Here is a 15,195-nt window from a genome sequence, read left to right on the forward strand (position 1 = left end):
GCTCAGTCCAGCTGCAGCTGCACGCGCGCGGCCACCTGGCCCCAGCGCTGGTGCTCGGCGCGCAGGCGGCGCGCCGCTTCTTCGGGCGTGTTGGCCACCACCTCGAGGTCCATGGAGGCCAGGCGCTCGCGCAGCTCGGGCGCGGCCAGCGCCTTCGCCACCTCGGCCTGCAGGCGCGCCACCACGGCCGGCGGCGTGGCGCGCGGCATGGCCATCATCTCGGCGAAGCTGGCGTCGTAGCCCTTCACGCCCGCCTGCGCCACGGTCGGCACCGTGGGCTGGCTGCCCAGGCGCTTGCTGCCCGACACGGCGATGGCCACCAGCTTGCCGTCGCGGATGATCGGGCCGACCGTCGGCGAGGCCAGGAAGCCGCAGGGCACCATGCCGCCCATCACGTCCTGCATGGCCGGGCTCGGGCCGCGGTAGGGCACGTGCTGCATCTGCACGCCGGCGTCGGCCAGCAGCATCTCCATGGCCATGTGGCCGGGCACGCCGGGGCCGCCCGAGGCGTAGCTCATGGGCTTGGCTTTGGCCGCGGCCAGCAGCTCGGGCAGGGTCTTGATGCCGGCGCCGGGAAAGCACACCAGCTCCTGGCTGAACGCCGCGAGCTGGGTCACGGGCACCAGGTCTTCCATCGGGCGGATGGCGAGCTTGCGGTACAGGTGCGGGTTGATGGTCAGCATGGTGTCGGGGCCGACCAGCACCGTGTGGCCGTCGGTGGCGCGCGCCACCTCCTGCATGCCGATGTTGCCGCCCGCCCCCGGCTTGTTGTCGACCACCACGGGCTGGCCCAGCGCTTTCTGCAGGGCGGGCTGCATCAGCCGCGACACGATGTCGCCCGGCGCACCCGCCGGAAAGGCCACCACCAGCCGCACGGGCTTGGTGGGCCAGGTGTCGGCGGCGTGGCCGGGCGCGGCGATGGTGGCGAGCACGGCGGCTGCCCCCATGCAGGCCGCGAGAGGTCGGCGAAAAGCGTTCATGGGATGTCTCCTTTTTTTGAAATGGGGTGCGCGCTCGCCTACCAGGCGCCGATGAGGATGCCGGCCGCCAGCTCGCGCTCGTTCCAGCGCGCGATGTCCTCGGGCGCCACCGTGGGAAAGCGCCGTCGCTGGCGCAGCCAGTCGAACAGCAGGCCCAGCATCTGCTCGCGCACCGCGGCCAAGGCCGGGTCGCGGCCCAGGTCGACCAGCTCGTCCGGGTCGGCCTGCATGTCGAACAGCTGCGGCGGCAGGTCTTCGAAGTGCACGAACTTCCAGCGGCGCGTGCGCAGCATCGTCATGTGGCAGCGCTCGACGGGTTGGGCCAGCGGCAGGCGCACCTCGTCGCGAAAGGCAAAGCTGTTCTCGCACACCACCAGGTCCTTGCCGGTCGCGCCGGCGTGGCCGTGCAGCAGCGGGCGCAGCGACTGGCCTTCGAGCCATTCGGCCGGCTGCGGCAGGCCCAGCGCATCAAGCATCGTCGGCACGAGGTCGATGCATTCGACCAGCGCGTCGCTCACCGTGCCGCGGCGCGCATCGGCCTCGGCGCGCGGATCGACCACGATCAGCGGCACCTTCACGATCGGGTCGTGGAACAGCTCCTTCTCGCCCAGCCAGTGGTCGCCCAGGTAGTCGCCGTGGTCGCTGGTGAAGACCACCAGCGTGTCGCGGTCCAGCCCCTGTTCGGCCATGAAGGCGAAGAGCCGGCCGAGCTCGTCGTCGACCTGCTTCACGAGCCCCATGTAGGTCGGCACCACGGTATTGCGCACCTCGTCGCGGCTGAAGTTGCGGCTCACGGTTTCGCGCCGGAAGCCCTCGACCACGGGGTGGGCGTCGACGCGTTCGGCCTCGCTGCGCACCACGGGCAACATGTCGTCGGGCCCGTACATCGCGTGGTACGGCGCGGGCGCCACGTAGGGCCAGTGCGGCTTGATGTACGACAGGTGCAGCACCCAGGGCGCGTCGCCGGCCTCGCGCATGAAGTCGATGGCGCGCTCGGTCGTGTAGGGCGTCTCGCTGTGCGCGCCGGCGATGTGCGCGGGCCGGTCGGCCCAGCGCATCTGCCAGCCGCTGAGGATCTCGCCGTCGGGGCCGCGCCCCGAGTTGGCGAAGTCGTGCCAGGGGTTGTCGGAGTCGTAGCCCTGCGCGCGCAGCCAGTCGCAGTACGCATTGCCCGTGACCTTGAAGCCCGGCGGCCAGATGCCGTCGTCGCGCGCATAGGGCTCGAAGCCGCCTTCCATCGCGAGCCGGCCCGCGCCCTGCGTCGGGTCGATGCCCAGGCGGTGGGCGCCCTCGGTGTCGGCCTCGACGTGCGTCTTGCCGACCAGCGCGCAGCGCACACCATGCGGGCGCAGGTGGTCGCCCAGCGTCTTCTGCCCCACCGACAGCGGCACGAAGTTCCACATCGTCCCGTGGCTGCTGACATAGCGGCCGGTGTAGGTCGACATGCGCGAGGCGCCGCAGACCGCGCCCTGCGCATAGGCATGGCTGAAGCGCACGCCGCGCGCGGCCAGCGCATCGATGTGCGGGGTCTGCAGGCGCGGATGACCGTAGCACGAGAGGTGGTCGGCGCGCAGCTGGTCGCACATGATGAACAGCACGTGCCTGAGCGGCGCGGGGGAGGTCTTGTCGGTCATGTCAGCAGGTCAGCGTGTCTTGGGGAACAGTCCCTGCGGCCGCAGCACCAGCACCGCGAGGAACACGAGATGGCCGAACCAGATGCCCCAGCCCGGATCGATGCGAAAGCCGATCTGCTGCGCGATGCCCAGGATCATGGCGCCGGCCAGCGTGCCCCAGAACGAGCCCATGCCGCCGATGATCACGGCCTCGAAGGCGAACAGCAGCAGCAGCGGGCCGTCCGACGGCGACACCGTGGTGCGCATGCCCTGCAGCGCGCCGGCGATGGCGATCAGCACGAAGGCGATGCCCGTGGCCAGCGCATACACCTGCTTGGCCTTCAGGCCCATCAGCTCGGCGATCTCGCGGTCGTCGGACACCGCGCGGAAGGTGCGGCCCAGCGGCGTGCGCGTGAACATCCACTGCATCGCGCCCGTGGCCGCCACCGCGACCGCCAGGATCACCAGCGGCAACGCCCCCAGCGCCAGCGTGTCGCCCAGCGGCACCGACGCGGTGGCCAGCGCGCCGACCTCGATGGCGCGCGGGTCGGCCGAGAACAGCTCCAGCAGCAGGTTCTGGATCACGATCGACAGGCCGAAGGTCACGACCAGCGAAGGCAGCGGGTCCTTGCCCAGCGTGCCGTTGAGCACATGGCGCTGCAGCAGGTAGCCGAAGCCGAAGGCCAGTGGCAGCACCGCGAGCACCACCCCCCATGGCACAGATGCGCCGGTCATCGAGACGCCGGCGATCACCGCGAAGGCGCCCAGGATGATGAAGTCGCCCTGCGCGGTGTTGGTCAGCCGCATGACGCCGAACATCAGCGACTGGCCGAGCGCGAACAGCGTGTAGAGGCCGCCGAGCAGCACGCCCTGGAGCAGGGTTTCAAGCATGGTGCTCCTCGATGCCGAAGTAGGCTTGCGAGATCTGCTCCGGCGTGAGTTCGTCCGAGCGCCCCGTGAGCGATACCCGCCCGTCCTGGAAGCAGTACACGCGTTGCGACACCTGCCGCGCCATGCGCACGTCCTGCTCCACGATCACGACCGTCATGCCCTCCCCCGTGATGGCCGGCATGGCCGCATAGATCTCGCGGATGACGACCGGCGCCAGGCCGAGCGAGAGCTCGTCGCACAGCAGCAGCTCGGGGTTGCTCATGAGCGCGCGGCCCAGCGCCACCATCTGCTGCTGCCCGCCCGACAGCGAAGTGGCGGGCTGGCGCCGCTTCTCGGCCAGGATCGGGAACAGGCCGTACAGGCGCTGCAGGTTCCACGGCCCCGCGCGGCGCGGCGTGGCGCCCATCAGCAGGTTCTCTTCCACGCTGAGGCTCGGGAACAAGCGCCGACCTTCCGGCACCATCGCCAGGCCACGCCGCACGATCTCGCCGGGCGGCAGGCCGCCGATGGGTTCGCCCTTGAAGCGAATCGCGTCGGAGGGCGCGCGCAGCAGCCCCGTGAGGCTTTTCAGAAAGGTCGACTTGCCCGCGCCGTTGGCGCCGATGACCGCCACCAGCTCGCCCGCCGACAGCGTGAAGTCGATGCCGAACAGCGCCTGCGCATCGCCGTAGAAGGCCTGCAGGCCGTGGGTGTCGAGCAGCGCGCTCATGCCTCGATCCCCATGTACACGCGCCGCACCTCCGGGTCGTTCATCACCGCACGCGGCGCGCCTTCCGCCAGCTGCTGCCCGAAGTTGATGACGAACAGCCGGTCGGCCAGCGACAGCAGCGCATGCACCACGTGCTCGATCCAGATCATGGTCACGCCGCGCGCCTTGATGCGCTTCAGCTCCGCCACCAGCACCGCCGCCTCGGGCTCGGTGAGCCCGCCCGCGATCTCGTCGAGCAGCAGCAGGCGCGGCTTGGTCGCGAGCGCGCGCGCCAGCTCCAGCCGCTTGCGGTCGAGCAGCGTGAGCCCGCCGGCCGGCTTGTTGGCGTGCGGCGCCAGGCCGGTCTGGGCCAGCACCTCGTGCGCCGTCTCCCAGGCCTCGCGCTCGGCCTGCTGGCCGCCGAAGCAGGCGGCAGTGACGAGGTTCTCGAACACGCTCATGTGGCCAAAGGGCTGCGGCACCTGGTAGCTGCGGCCGATGCCGGCGCGGCAGCGCTGGTGCGGGCGCAGCCGCGTCACGTCGCGGCCCGCGTATTCCACGCGGCCGGCGTCGACGCGCGCGTCGCCCGAGATCAGGTTGAACAGCGTGGTCTTGCCCGCGCCGTTGGGCCCGAGGATGCCCAGCGTCTCGCCCTCGGCCACCGCCAGCGTGATGCCGTCGGTGACCTTGAGCGCCCCGTAGGACTTGCTCACGCCGTGCAAGGCCAGCAGCGTCATGACAGCCGTCACTCAGAGCAGGCGCAGCGCGCCGCCGGTGGGGATCGCCTTCGCGGCCTCGTTGTTCACCAGCGTCAGCTCCACCTTGCGCTGCTTGCCCTTGCCCCACTGGCCGAGCACCAGCGGCGTCTTGCTGACGTTCTTGAACGGGCCCTGCCCGCCCCACTTCACGGGGCCGACCACGGAGTTGATCGAGGTCGCGGCCACGGCGTCGCGCACGTCGCCGGCCTTGAGCGACTTCGATCGCGACAGCGCGTTCGCCGCCACCTCGAACAGCGCATGCGCAAAGCCGATGGGCTGCGTCCACTGCTTCTTCGTGCCGGCCTCGTAGGCCTCGGCCAGCGCCTTGGCGCTTTGCTGCGTGAGGCTGGAACTGAACGGGTGCGACGGGCTCCACCACACCTCGGTCGACAGGCCCTCGCCCAGGTCGCCCAGGGCCTCGATGGCACCGGGGAACAGCAGCGCCTTGCCGAGCGTGATCACCTTCGGCTTGAAGCCCTGCTGGCGCGCCTGCGTGAGAAAGGTCTTGGCGTCGGGCGGGATCACCACGCCGGTGACGATCTCGACGTTGTCGCGCTTGAAGGCCGCGATCTGCGCGCTGAAGTCCTGCGTGCCGTTCTGGAAGCGGCCGGGGTCGGTGAGCGTGAAGCCCATCTGCGCGAGCGGCTTGGGAAAGCCCAGTTCCTTGTCGCCCCAGGCGTTGCCGTCGCCGTCGTTGGGAAACAGGCCACCGACCTTCTTGTTGGTGGCCACGGTCTTCCATCCGTTGGTGAAGGTGGCGATGACGTCTTCGAGCCCCCAGAACAGGTGGTAGGTCCAGTTGAAGCCCTTGGCCGGGTCGCCCTTGCGGCCGAAGAACCAGGGCTGCCACGGCACCACGCTGGAGATGCAGGGCACCTCGTTGAGCTCGCAGGCGTCGCTCACCGGGTTGGCGGTCTCGGGCGTGCCGGCCGTGAGCACCAGCGCGACCTTGTCCTTCAGGATCAGGTCGTTGGCCACCTCGCCCGCACGGTTGGGGTTCGACTGGCTGTCCTTGAGCACGATCTGCACGGCGTACTTCTTGCCGCCCACGCTGAGGCCGTCCTTGAAGGCGGCCTTCATCTGCTCGATCACCCACTTGTCGGCCTCGCCGAAGGGCGCGAGCGGCCCGGTCTGCGGCGACACATAGCCGATCTTGAGCGTGTCGGCGGCGAACACCAGCGGCGCGGCGCCGGTGGCGGCGAGCGCGGCGGCGGCCTGCGTGAACTGTCTGCGGTTGAATGTCATGGCTGTCTCCTTCGTTGTTCGTGTGTGTCTTCGATACCCGCGCTGCGCCTAGCCCGGCGGCTCGCCGTCGAAGGCGCGTTGCAGCAGCGCACGGATCGCGTCGCGCTCGGCCGGGCCGAAGGGCCGCGGGTTCCAGTACGGGTTGGCGACCGCGATGTCGGCCGCGCGGTCGAGGTCGGCGGCGCGCATGCCGATGTCCTTCAGCGCCACCGGCGCGCCGTTGTCGCGCGCCAGCGCAAAGACCGCCGCCGGCGCCGACACGCCGCCGAGCGCGCGCGCGATGCGCGCCATGGCACGCGGCGCGGCCTGCGCGTTGAACGCGAGCGCATGCGGCAGCACCACCGTGTGCACCTCGGCGTGCGGCAGGTTGAAGCTGCCGCCCAGCGTGTGGCACAGCTTGTGGTGCAGGGCCATGCCCACCGCGCCGAGCACGCCGCCGCAGAGCCAGGCGCCGTAGAGCGCGTCGGAGCGCGCGGCCAGGTCGTCGGGCTGCAGGCGGATCGCCGGCAGCGCGCGGGCGAGCGCCGCGATGCCCTCCTCGGCCATCAGGTCCATCACCGGGTTGCTGTCCTGCGCGTACAGGCCTTCGGCCGCGTGCGCGATGGCGTTGATGCCGCTCGTCACGCTCAGGCCCACGGGCAGCGTGCGCGACAGCTCGGGGTCGTAGATCACGGTGCGCGGCAGCACGCGCGGGTCCTTGCCGGTCTTCTTCAGGCCGTTCTCGGTGAGGCCGTAGATCGGCGTCATCTCGCTGCCCGCGTAGGTGGTGGGAATGGCGACGATCGGCAACCCCGACTCCAGCGCGATGGCCTTGCCCAGCCCCGTGGTGGAACCGCCGCCCAGCGCCACGGCGCAGTCGGCGCCGAGCCGGCGCGCCAGGTCGCGCGCCTCGCGCGCCGTTTCCACGGGCACGTGCATCACGGCGCGGTCGAACAGGCCGGCCGCCTGCGCACCGAGCAAGGCCGCCACGCGCTCGGCCTGCGGGCGCTGCTCGGGCGTGCAGAGCACCAGCGCCTTCTTCGCGCCCAGCGCATCGATCTCGCGCGCCAGGTGGCGCAGCGAACCGGCGCCGAACACCACGCGCTGCGGATGGGTGGTGTGGATGAAGTCGTGCATGGCGCGCTCCTTTCTGTCTGGCTATTCGAGGCTCAGGCGGCGCTCGCGCACCAGCCGGGCCCACTTGTCCTGCTCGGTGCGCAGCACGGCGGCGAACTGCTCGGGCGTGTTGGCGATGCCCGTCAGGCCCTGTTCGCGCAGCCGCTGCTGGAACGCGGGCTCGGTCACGACCTTGCGCACCTCGGCCTGCAGCCGGTCGATCACGGCGCGCGGCGTGCCGGCCGGGGCCAGCAGGCCGACCCAGGAGTTCACCTCGAAGCCGGGGTAGCCGCTCTCGGCCACGGTCGGCACGTCGGCATAGGCGGCCACGCGCTGCGCGCCGGTCTGGGCCAGGGCGCGCAGCCGGCCCGCGTTGACGTGCGGCTGGGCCAGCACGGCCGAGAGGAACATCATCTCGACCTGCCCGCCCAGCAGGTCCTGCTGGGCGGGACCACCACCGCGATAAGGGATGTGCGTGACGAAGGTGCCGCTCACGGCCTTGAAGTACTCGGCCGTGAGGTGGTTGCTCGAGCCCGGCCCGACGCTGGCGTAGTTCAGGCGCCCCGGCTGCGCCTTGAGCAGGCCGACGAAGCGCACGAAGTCCTTGGCCTCGACCTTCGGGTTGACCACCAGCACCAGCGGGTTGCTCGCCACCTGTGTCACGGGCTGCAGGTCTTTCGCGATGTCGAAGCTCAGCTTCGGATAGACCAGCGGGTAGGTCGCGTAGCTGTCGAACACCATCAGCAGCGTGTGGCCGTCGGGCGCCGCGCGCGCAACTTCGGCCCCCGCCAGCGTGCCGCCGGCGCCGCTGCGGTTGTCCACGATCACGGTCTGGCCGAGCGCGGCCTGCAGGCGCGGCTGCAGCTGGCGCGCGACGGTGTCGACGATGCCGCCCGGCGGAAAGCCGACGACCAGCCGCACCGGCTTGGTCGGCCAGGCCGGTGCCTGGGCCTGCGCGGCCATGCCCCACAGCAGCGTGCAGGCGACCAGGGCCCGGGAGAGGATCGAGAAAGACATCGTGTGCATCCGTCGGGTTGGAAAGAAAAAGGAAAACGTCAGCGCACGAAGTGCGGCGGAATCTGCGCGTCGACGTTGACCCACACGCTTTTCACCTGCGTGTACTCGCGCATCGCATCGAAGCCCATCTCGCGGCCGTAGCCGCTCTGGCCCACGCCGCCGAAGGGCGAGCCGGGGTTCACGCGCTTGTAGCTGTTGATCCAGACCATGCCGGCGTGCAGGTCGCGCGCCGCCTTGTGGGCGCGCTGCAGGTCGCGGGTCCACAGGCCGCTGCCCAGGCCGTAGTCGGTGCCGTTGGCGATCTGCATCGCCTCTTCGTCGCTCTTGAAGGTGAGCACGGTGACGAAGGGGCCGAACACCTCTTCCTGCGCCACGCGGTCCTGGTACGACCGGGCGCGCACCACGGTCGGCTGCACATAGCAGCCTTGCGCCAGGTCGCCGCCGGGCGCGCCGCCGCCCGCCAGCACTTCGCCGCCCTGCGCCTGCGCCACCTCGACATAGCTCAGCACGCGGTCGCGGTGCTGGGCGCTGGTGAGCGGGCCCATCTCGGTGGCCTCGTCGAGCGGGTTGCCCAGGCGGATGGATTGGGCCAGCGGAATGAACTGGTCGAGGAAGGCGTCGGCGATCTTCTCGTGCAGCATCAGCCGCGAGCCCGCGATGCAGGCCTGGCCCTGGTTGTGGAAGATGGCCCAGGCGCTGCCGTTCACGGCGGCCTGCAGGTTGGCGTCCTCGAACACGATGTTGGGGCCCTTCCCGCCGAGCTCGAGCTGCACCTTCTTCAGGTTGCCCGCGCTGGCCTGCACGATGCGCCGGCCGGTGGCGGTGCTGCCGGTGAAGGCGATCTTGGCGATCTCGGGATGCTCGGCGATGTACTGGCCCGCCACGCTGCCCAGGCCCGGCAGCATGTTGACCACGCCGGGCGGCACGCCGGCCTCGGCCATCAGCTCGGCGATGCGCAGCGAGGTGAGCGGCGTGATCTCGGCCGGCTTCATCACAATGCAGTTGCCGGCCGCCAGCGCGGGCGCCATCTTCCAGCTCGTGAACATGAGCGGGAAGTTCCACGGCACCACCTGGCCGACGATGCCGACCGGCTCGCGCAGCGTGTAGTTGAGAAAGCCCTCTTCCACCGGAATGGTCTCGCCCTGGAACTTGTCGGCCATGCCACCGAAGTAGCGAAAGCACGCGGCGGTGCGCGGCACGTCGAGCCGGCGCGAGTCGCGGATCGGGTGGCCGGTGTCCAGCGATTCGAGCCGCGCGAGCTCTTCGCCGTTGGCCTCGATGAGGTCGGCCAGCTTCAGCAGGATGCGCCCGCGATCGGCGGCGGCCATGCGGCTCCACTTGGGGAACGCGCGCTTCGCGGCGGCCACGGCCTTGTCGACGTCGGCCTTGCCGGCCAGCGCGACCTGGGCGATGGGCGTGTTGTCGTGCGGGTTCAGCGTGGCGAGCGTCTCGCCGGATTCGGCGTCGACGAAACGGCCGTCGATGAAAAGCTGGTGGCGGATGGAAAGAGCAGGCATGGGTTCTCCTCGCCCTCCCCGCGCGGGGAGGGCTGGATGGATGAATGGCGGGAAGAAAGAAGCGGCGGCGCGCCGGCCGGTCAGAACTCGACCGGGATCTCGGGCGACTCGCCCTTCTGGATCTCGTAGACCAGGCTGGGCGAGCCGTTCTCCCACACCAGCAGCATCGAGCGCTTGGGGCTGAAGCCCTGGTGGCGGCAGTAGGCGGGCATGGCGGCCATGTCGCCGGCCTTCATGATCACGCGGGCCATGGGCTTGCCGGTGTTCTTGTCGCCGCAGTCCCAGTGGATCTCGTCGGTCATCTGGAAGAACCACTCGACGCGGTCGTTGCCATGGATGATCGGCAGGATGTGCTCTTCGGTCGTCGGGCACATGTAGCTGTGCTTCACCACCGAGGTGAAGCTCGGGTTCCACGTGACCTGCGAACGGCTCAAGAAGCCGAAGAGGTTGAAGGCATGCACCTCGTTCTCGAAGCCGGGCTCGGGGTGCAGCTCGGGCTGGCCCTGCGGCACGTCGGCGAAGGCGCGGTTGACGGGCGCGCCGCGCGCGTCGCTGCGCAGGTCGAGGTCGCCCTTCAGGCCCACGCAGCGCTTGGCCAGCTCGCGCGCCCGCGTGATCTTGGCCGTGTTGTTACCGCTCTTGCGGCCGTAGGGCGAGCCGGTTTCCTGCGGCGCGGCGAAGGGGTCGAAGGCCTCGTTGGTCCAGTCGTCGAGCATGGCCTCGAAGGTGGCGCGGATCTGCGCCGTGGGGAAGTTCTCGAGCAGGTCGATGCCCGCGTCCTTCATGGTGCCGTTGAAGCTGCCGGCGTACAGGTCGACCGAGTCGTAGTGGTTGATGGTGCCGAACACGTTGTCGAAGTTGACCCAGCCGTAGAAGAAGCCCCAGGCCACGTCGCGCATCAGCGCACGCAGGTAGCTTCCGGCGTCCATGGTGTGGCTCATGGGTCGGCCGTCACGGGTCTTCCAGGTGATGTGGGCGAAGTACTCGTCCCGGCGGAAGCCGAAGCTGCCGAGCGAAAAATCCTTGTAGCCGAGCGTGGCATCGGGCTGCGATGCGATGACCTTGGCGAGTTCTGCGGGTGCGTTCATGGTGTGGCTCCTGGATGGCGGGTTCAGTGCGTCTGGCAGATGTCGGCCCACTTCTCGACAGAGAGGTCGCCCTTGCAGGTCTGCAGCACGATCACGCCGGGGTCGCCGGCCGCGCGGAACTGGTAGGCCGTGTTCTTGGGCAGCAGGCCCTGGTGGCCGCGCGAGAGCTTCATCCAGCCCATCTTCTTGCCCTGCGGCTCGCCCTTCACGCGCACCGCGCCGTTCTTCTCGGTGTCGGCCACGGCCTGGGCCGCGTCGAGCTGCACGAGGTGCACTTCGACCTCGCCGTCCATCACCAGCGCGAACTCGTCGTGGGCGCAGGTGAACCAGGGCGAGGTGCCTTCGGCGCGCAGCGTTTCCAGCACGTAGATCTGGTTCTGGCCGAACACGACCTTCTCGTAGGGCTGGCTGATGCTGGCGATCTCGAAGCAGTTGGAGAACGCGTAGTGGCGCACGTCGTCGTCGATGGGCTCGACGTGGCCTTTCTCGAAGTGCTTGAGGGACCCGAAGCGGGTCTGGTATGCGACGGTCATGGGTGTCTCCTGATGTGCCGGACGATGCAGCGTGGTGACTGCGATGTGTGCACTGTAGGAAACGGGGGGCGCGAGCGGTAGGCCCGAAACGCGGGCCGCATTGTTCGGCAAATCCGTTCAATGCACAGGGTTTACCCCGGAACGGACCGCGCTCGGGTCAGGCGTCCCAGATCAGGCCCGGCGGCAGCAGGCCGCGTTCGATCATGGCCGCGTCCCACGGCGGCACCTTCGAGAACGCCTGGGTCAGGTGCTCGATGAACAGGCGCAGCTTGAAGGCATTGCGCGAGGTACCCGCGTACACCGCGCTCAGCGAGAACGACGACAGCTGGTGCGCCGGCAGCACCACCTCCAGGTCGCCGCGCAGGATCGCCTCGCCGGCCACCAGCGTCGGCAGGCAGACGATGCCGGCGTGCTCCATGGCGTACTCGCGCAGCAGGTGAACGCTGTTGGTGAGCAGCGCCGCGCTCATGTACAGCGTGACCTGCTCGCCGGCATGATGGAAGGTCCAGCGGTCGCGCGTGGGGTAGCCCGAGTACAGGCCGAGCGTGTGCTTGTGCAGCTCGCGCGGGCTCGCGGGCCGGCCGTGCGCGCGCAGGTACTCGGGTGTGGCGCAGAACACGCGGCGCACCGGGAACAGCGGGCGCGACACCAGTTCGGTCGACGCCGCCGGAAAGATCTGCAGCGCGCAATCGACGCCCGCCTTCACCGGGTCGACCACCGCGTCGCTCACGATGAGTTCCAGGTGGATGTCCGGAAAGCTCACCTGGAAAGCGCGCAGCAGCGTGGCGAAATGCCCCAGCACGAAACCGGTGAGCGCATGCACGCGCAGCGTGCCGGTGGGCCCGTCCTTGGCGTCGCGCATCTGGTCCATGATGTCGTTGGCCCGCCCGACCAGCTCGACGCAGTCGCGCAGGAAGGCCTGCCCCACGTCGCTGAGCCGGACCACGCGCGTGCTGCGGTGGAACAGCGGCGCGCCGACGTGGTCCTCGAGCTGCTTCACGCGGCTGGTCACCACCGATTTCGACACCCGCAGCTGGCGCGCGGCCTCGGCAAAGCTCTGGGTCTGTGCGACCCGCACGAAGGTCTCTATGTTCTCGAGGCGGTCCATGGGGCATGCAATGTAGCGGTTGCGCGGCGGCGGCCGGTCGGCCGCACGGGTGTGAAGTACTGCGCAATCCCGCACGGAGATTGACCGCACCCTTCTCAATTCGCCCACAAATGTGAGCATTTCCCTGTGAGATTGTTAATACGGCAACTATTGTCCTGCCCCGAAGCACCCCGGGTGCACAAGAAATCGAAGCAGGGAGTTCCCATGACCAAATCCACGATCACCGTGATGCTCGCGCTGGCGGCATCCGTTCTCATGAGCGCCTGCGTGCACCACCACGCGCCGCCGCCGCGTGCGGAGCCCGGGCCGGCCCACAAGGGCGGCAACTTCTGCCCGCCGGGCCAGGCCAAGAAGGGCAACTGCTGATCGCCCGCCATGCTGAACCCGTTCCTGCGTGACATGACGCCCGACGAACTGCCGACCGGCACCGCGCGGCCGGCCTACATCGCCCTGCTGCCCGTGCTGGCCTATGTGCTCGTCGCCATCGCGTTCCTGAGCATGTCGGTGGTCGTGCCGAGCCTGCTCGTGGCCTGCCTGTTCGCGACCGCGGCGGCCATGTCGCTGGGCGCGGGCGTGGTGCTCGGCATGAGCATCTGGATCTTTCCGCAGCTGTCGAGCTGAGGGGCGCACGCGATGAGTACTTCCAACGCTTCCGTCTTCCGCGTCCACAGCTGGCGCACGACCCTGCTGGCAGCCTCCGTGGTGCTGCTGATCGTGATGGCGCTGCTCATGAAGTGGCTGGTCGAACTGCAGGTGGAAACCGCGCAGGAACGCCAGCTGCGCGAAGCCGTCGCGCGCGAGGCCGACGCCCGCTGCTTCGTGCTGCCCACGCGACAGGAGGTCGACACCTGTCGGGCCGTCAACGCGGCGGGCCTCACGCCCTGACGGGGGCGCCGCTCAACCGAAGGTGAACGCGTAGGCCTGCGCGCCGGCGTCGAGAAACTCGATCTCGAACAGCCGCTCCCTGCCGCTGCCCGCCGACTGCCGCACCAGCTGGTACAGCTTCTGCGCATCGACCACGCCGTGGCCCTGGGCATCGGTGTCGGCGCCGTGGTCCGCCAGCGGCGGCTGGCCGTCCACCCGCACCGTGAAACGCACCGGCTTGCCGTCGGCCATCGGCCCGAGCACCAGGTGCAGGTCGCGCGCCTTGAAGCGGTAGGCGATGCGGCCGTGGGCCTGGTTCAGCACGGCCCGCTCACCCTCCACCGTCCAGTCGCCGCCCAGCGACCACTGGTTGGTGCGCAATGAGGAAGCCATGGGTTCGTAGGCCTTCGCACGGTCGCGCGCGATGCCGCCGGGCGATGCGAAGCCGTGCGCCCGCGCGTGGCCCAGATAGGTTTCGCCGGACTGCGCCGGCTCGGCGCCGGGCGCGGCCTGGGTGCCCTGCCCCAGCGGCGCCACCAGCCCGTCTGCGACCTGCGCCTGCCCGGCCTCGGCCAGCAGTTGCTGGATCACCTGCTCGGCTTTGTCGTAGCGGTTCTCGCCGAACTGGTGATGGCGGATGCGCCCCTGCGCGTCGACGAAATAGAACGCGGGCCAGGCCTGGTTGTCGAAGCCGCGCCAGATCGAAAAGTCGTTGTCCAGCGCCACCGGGAACCCGATTCCCAGGTCTTTCACGGCCTTGCGCACATTGGCCGGGTTCTTCTCGAACGCGAACTCCGGCGCATGCACGCCCAGGACGACCAGGCCCGCATCCTTGTACTTCTCGGCCCAGGCACGAACATAGGGCAGCGTGCGCAGGCAGTTGATGCACGAGTAAGTCCAGAAGTCGACCAGCACCACCTTGCCGCGCAAGGCCTCGGGCGTGAGCGGCGCCGAGTTGATCCACTCGGTCGCGCCGGCCAGCGAAGGCAGGCGACCTTCGACGCGGAGCTCGCGCGCGGGCACCGGCGCCGGGCGGGTGTCCGCGACGCGCACGAAGCCGGCGTCTGCGCGCTGTGCCTGCGGCGCGTCTTTGCGCAGCGTGTCCACCAGCGCCTGCTCCAGCGCCGACGTGGTGCCCAGCGACAGGCGCGCGAGCCAGCCGGTGTCCAGCCCCAGCGCGATGGCGCCCACGCCGGCCAGCACCGCGGCACCGGCGATGCGCCGCACCCCGTCGCCGGTCGGCAGCGTGCGCTTCAGCATCGAAAGCAGCCGGCCGCCGGACAGCAGCGCCACCGCAAGCGACGTGCATGCGCCGGCCGCATAGGCGAGCAGCAGCAGCGAGGTGCCGACGCTCGCGCCGTTGAGCGCCGCGCCCGTCAGGATCAGCCCGAGGATCGGCCCCGCGCACGGCGCCCAGAGCAGGCCCGTGCCCACGCCCAGCCACAGCGGAGAAAACACCGAGGCCTGCGGCGCATCGGAGATGCGCAGGCCCAGCGCCACCAGCGGCCGGCTCAGGCGCTCGGCCACGCGCGGGAACAGCAGCGTCGCGCCGAACAGCGCGAGCAAGGCCATCGCGGCATAGCGCCCGTATTCGTTGAGCGTGACGATCCAGCCGCCGCCCACCGCGGCCAGCGTGGCGGCCACGGCGAAGGCCAGCGCCATGCCCACGAGCATCGGCAGGCCGTGCGAGCGGAAAGGCCGGTCGGCGCGCGCGAACACGAAGGGCAGCACCGGCAGGATGCAGGGGCTCAGGATCGTGAGCACCCCGCCCAGGTAGGCGATGAAGAGGATGAGCATG

At 70.0% G+C, this 15,195-nt stretch carries 16 protein-coding genes; 3 read left to right on the forward strand and 13 right to left on the reverse strand.

Features of this window, described 5'->3' with window-relative positions:
• Nucleotides 1-2 precede the first annotated feature (2 nt).
• The 12 genes from FFI97_RS12905 to FFI97_RS12960 all read right to left on the reverse strand — a co-directional run bounded on the left by FFI97_RS12905 (nucleotide 3) and on the right by FFI97_RS12960 (nucleotide 12,533).
• Nucleotides 3-980: a Bug family tripartite tricarboxylate transporter substrate binding protein gene (locus FFI97_RS12905; protein WP_139703651.1), complete on the reverse strand. Its 978-nt coding sequence runs from the start codon at nucleotides 978-980 to the stop codon at nucleotides 3-5.
• Between the two features lie 38 nt (nucleotides 981-1,018).
• Complete coding sequence (locus FFI97_RS12910) at nucleotides 1,019-2,614, reverse strand: sulfatase-like hydrolase/transferase (protein WP_139703649.1); 1,596 nt, start codon at nucleotides 2,612-2,614, stop codon at nucleotides 1,019-1,021.
• Nucleotides 2,615-2,623: 9 nt separating this feature from the next.
• Complete coding sequence (locus tag FFI97_RS12915) at nucleotides 2,624-3,484, reverse strand: branched-chain amino acid ABC transporter permease (RefSeq protein WP_095949975.1); 861 nt, start codon at nucleotides 3,482-3,484, stop codon at nucleotides 2,624-2,626.
• Nucleotides 3,477-4,193 (reverse strand): ABC transporter ATP-binding protein, encoded by a 717-nt coding sequence (locus tag FFI97_RS12920; protein ID WP_139703647.1) that lies wholly within the window; start codon nucleotides 4,191-4,193, stop codon nucleotides 3,477-3,479. The genes FFI97_RS12915 and FFI97_RS12920 overlap by 8 nt, the downstream gene beginning before the upstream one ends.
• Nucleotides 4,190-4,909, reverse strand: a complete 720-nt coding sequence (locus FFI97_RS12925; RefSeq protein WP_062479592.1) for an ABC transporter ATP-binding protein — start codon at nucleotides 4,907-4,909, stop codon at nucleotides 4,190-4,192. Before FFI97_RS12925 ends, FFI97_RS12920 begins: the two co-directional genes overlap by 4 nt.
• Before the next feature lie 12 nt (nucleotides 4,910-4,921).
• The gene (locus FFI97_RS12930) at nucleotides 4,922-6,175 is read right to left on the reverse strand and encodes an ABC transporter substrate-binding protein (protein ID WP_139703645.1); all 1,254 of its coding nucleotides are present in this window, start codon (nucleotides 6,173-6,175) and stop codon (nucleotides 4,922-4,924) included.
• A gap of 48 nt (nucleotides 6,176-6,223) precedes the next feature.
• The gene (locus tag FFI97_RS12935) at nucleotides 6,224-7,291 is read right to left on the reverse strand and encodes a maleylacetate reductase (RefSeq protein WP_139703643.1); all 1,068 of its coding nucleotides are present in this window, start codon (nucleotides 7,289-7,291) and stop codon (nucleotides 6,224-6,226) included.
• 21 nt (nucleotides 7,292-7,312) lie between these two features.
• Nucleotides 7,313-8,287, reverse strand: a complete 975-nt coding sequence (locus tag FFI97_RS12940) for a tripartite tricarboxylate transporter substrate binding protein (RefSeq protein WP_139703641.1) — start codon at nucleotides 8,285-8,287, stop codon at nucleotides 7,313-7,315.
• 38 nt (nucleotides 8,288-8,325) lie between these two features.
• Complete coding sequence (locus tag FFI97_RS12945) at nucleotides 8,326-9,789, reverse strand: aldehyde dehydrogenase family protein (RefSeq protein ID WP_139703675.1); 1,464 nt, start codon at nucleotides 9,787-9,789, stop codon at nucleotides 8,326-8,328.
• 95 nt (nucleotides 9,790-9,884) lie between these two features.
• A complete protein-coding gene (locus FFI97_RS12950) occupies nucleotides 9,885-10,892 on the reverse strand; it encodes a hypothetical protein (RefSeq protein ID WP_062479601.1) in 1,008 nt (335 codons plus the stop codon).
• Nucleotides 10,893-10,915: 23 nt separating this feature from the next.
• On the reverse strand, nucleotides 10,916-11,425 hold the full coding sequence (locus FFI97_RS12955) for a hydroxyquinol 1,2-dioxygenase (protein WP_139703639.1): 510 nt from the start codon (nucleotides 11,423-11,425) through the stop codon (nucleotides 10,916-10,918).
• 157 nt (nucleotides 11,426-11,582) lie between these two features.
• Nucleotides 11,583-12,533, reverse strand: coding sequence for a LysR family transcriptional regulator (locus FFI97_RS12960; RefSeq protein ID WP_062479604.1), 951 nt, complete (start codon nucleotides 12,531-12,533; stop codon nucleotides 11,583-11,585).
• Nucleotides 12,534-12,737: 204 nt separating this feature from the next.
• On the opposite strand from FFI97_RS12960, the gene FFI97_RS33610 reads away from it, so the two are divergent.
• Genes FFI97_RS33610 through FFI97_RS12970 form a run of 3 tightly spaced genes read left to right on the forward strand, consistent with a single transcriptional unit; the run spans nucleotide 12,738 to nucleotide 13,418 of the window.
• Nucleotides 12,738-12,899 (forward strand): hypothetical protein, encoded by a 162-nt coding sequence (locus FFI97_RS33610; protein WP_169805078.1) that lies wholly within the window; start codon nucleotides 12,738-12,740, stop codon nucleotides 12,897-12,899.
• 9 nt (nucleotides 12,900-12,908) lie between these two features.
• Nucleotides 12,909-13,154 carry a hypothetical protein gene (locus tag FFI97_RS12965; protein ID WP_062479607.1) on the forward strand — a complete coding sequence of 82 codons (246 nt, stop codon included), beginning with the start codon at nucleotides 12,909-12,911 and terminating at the stop codon, nucleotides 13,152-13,154.
• 12 nt (nucleotides 13,155-13,166) lie between these two features.
• The gene (locus FFI97_RS12970) at nucleotides 13,167-13,418 is read left to right on the forward strand and encodes a general secretion pathway protein GspL (RefSeq protein ID WP_095744491.1); all 252 of its coding nucleotides are present in this window, start codon (nucleotides 13,167-13,169) and stop codon (nucleotides 13,416-13,418) included.
• 12 nt (nucleotides 13,419-13,430) lie between these two features.
• On the opposite strand, the gene FFI97_RS12975 is transcribed toward FFI97_RS12970, so the two are convergent.
• A complete protein-coding gene (locus FFI97_RS12975) occupies nucleotides 13,431-15,194 on the reverse strand; it encodes a cytochrome c biogenesis protein DipZ (protein WP_139703637.1) in 1,764 nt (587 codons plus the stop codon).
• Nucleotide 15,195: the final 1 nt, after the last annotated feature.

Source organism: Variovorax sp. KBS0712 (assembly GCF_006323185.2).
Classification (GTDB): domain Bacteria; phylum Pseudomonadota; class Gammaproteobacteria; order Burkholderiales; family Burkholderiaceae_C; genus Variovorax; species Variovorax boronicumulans.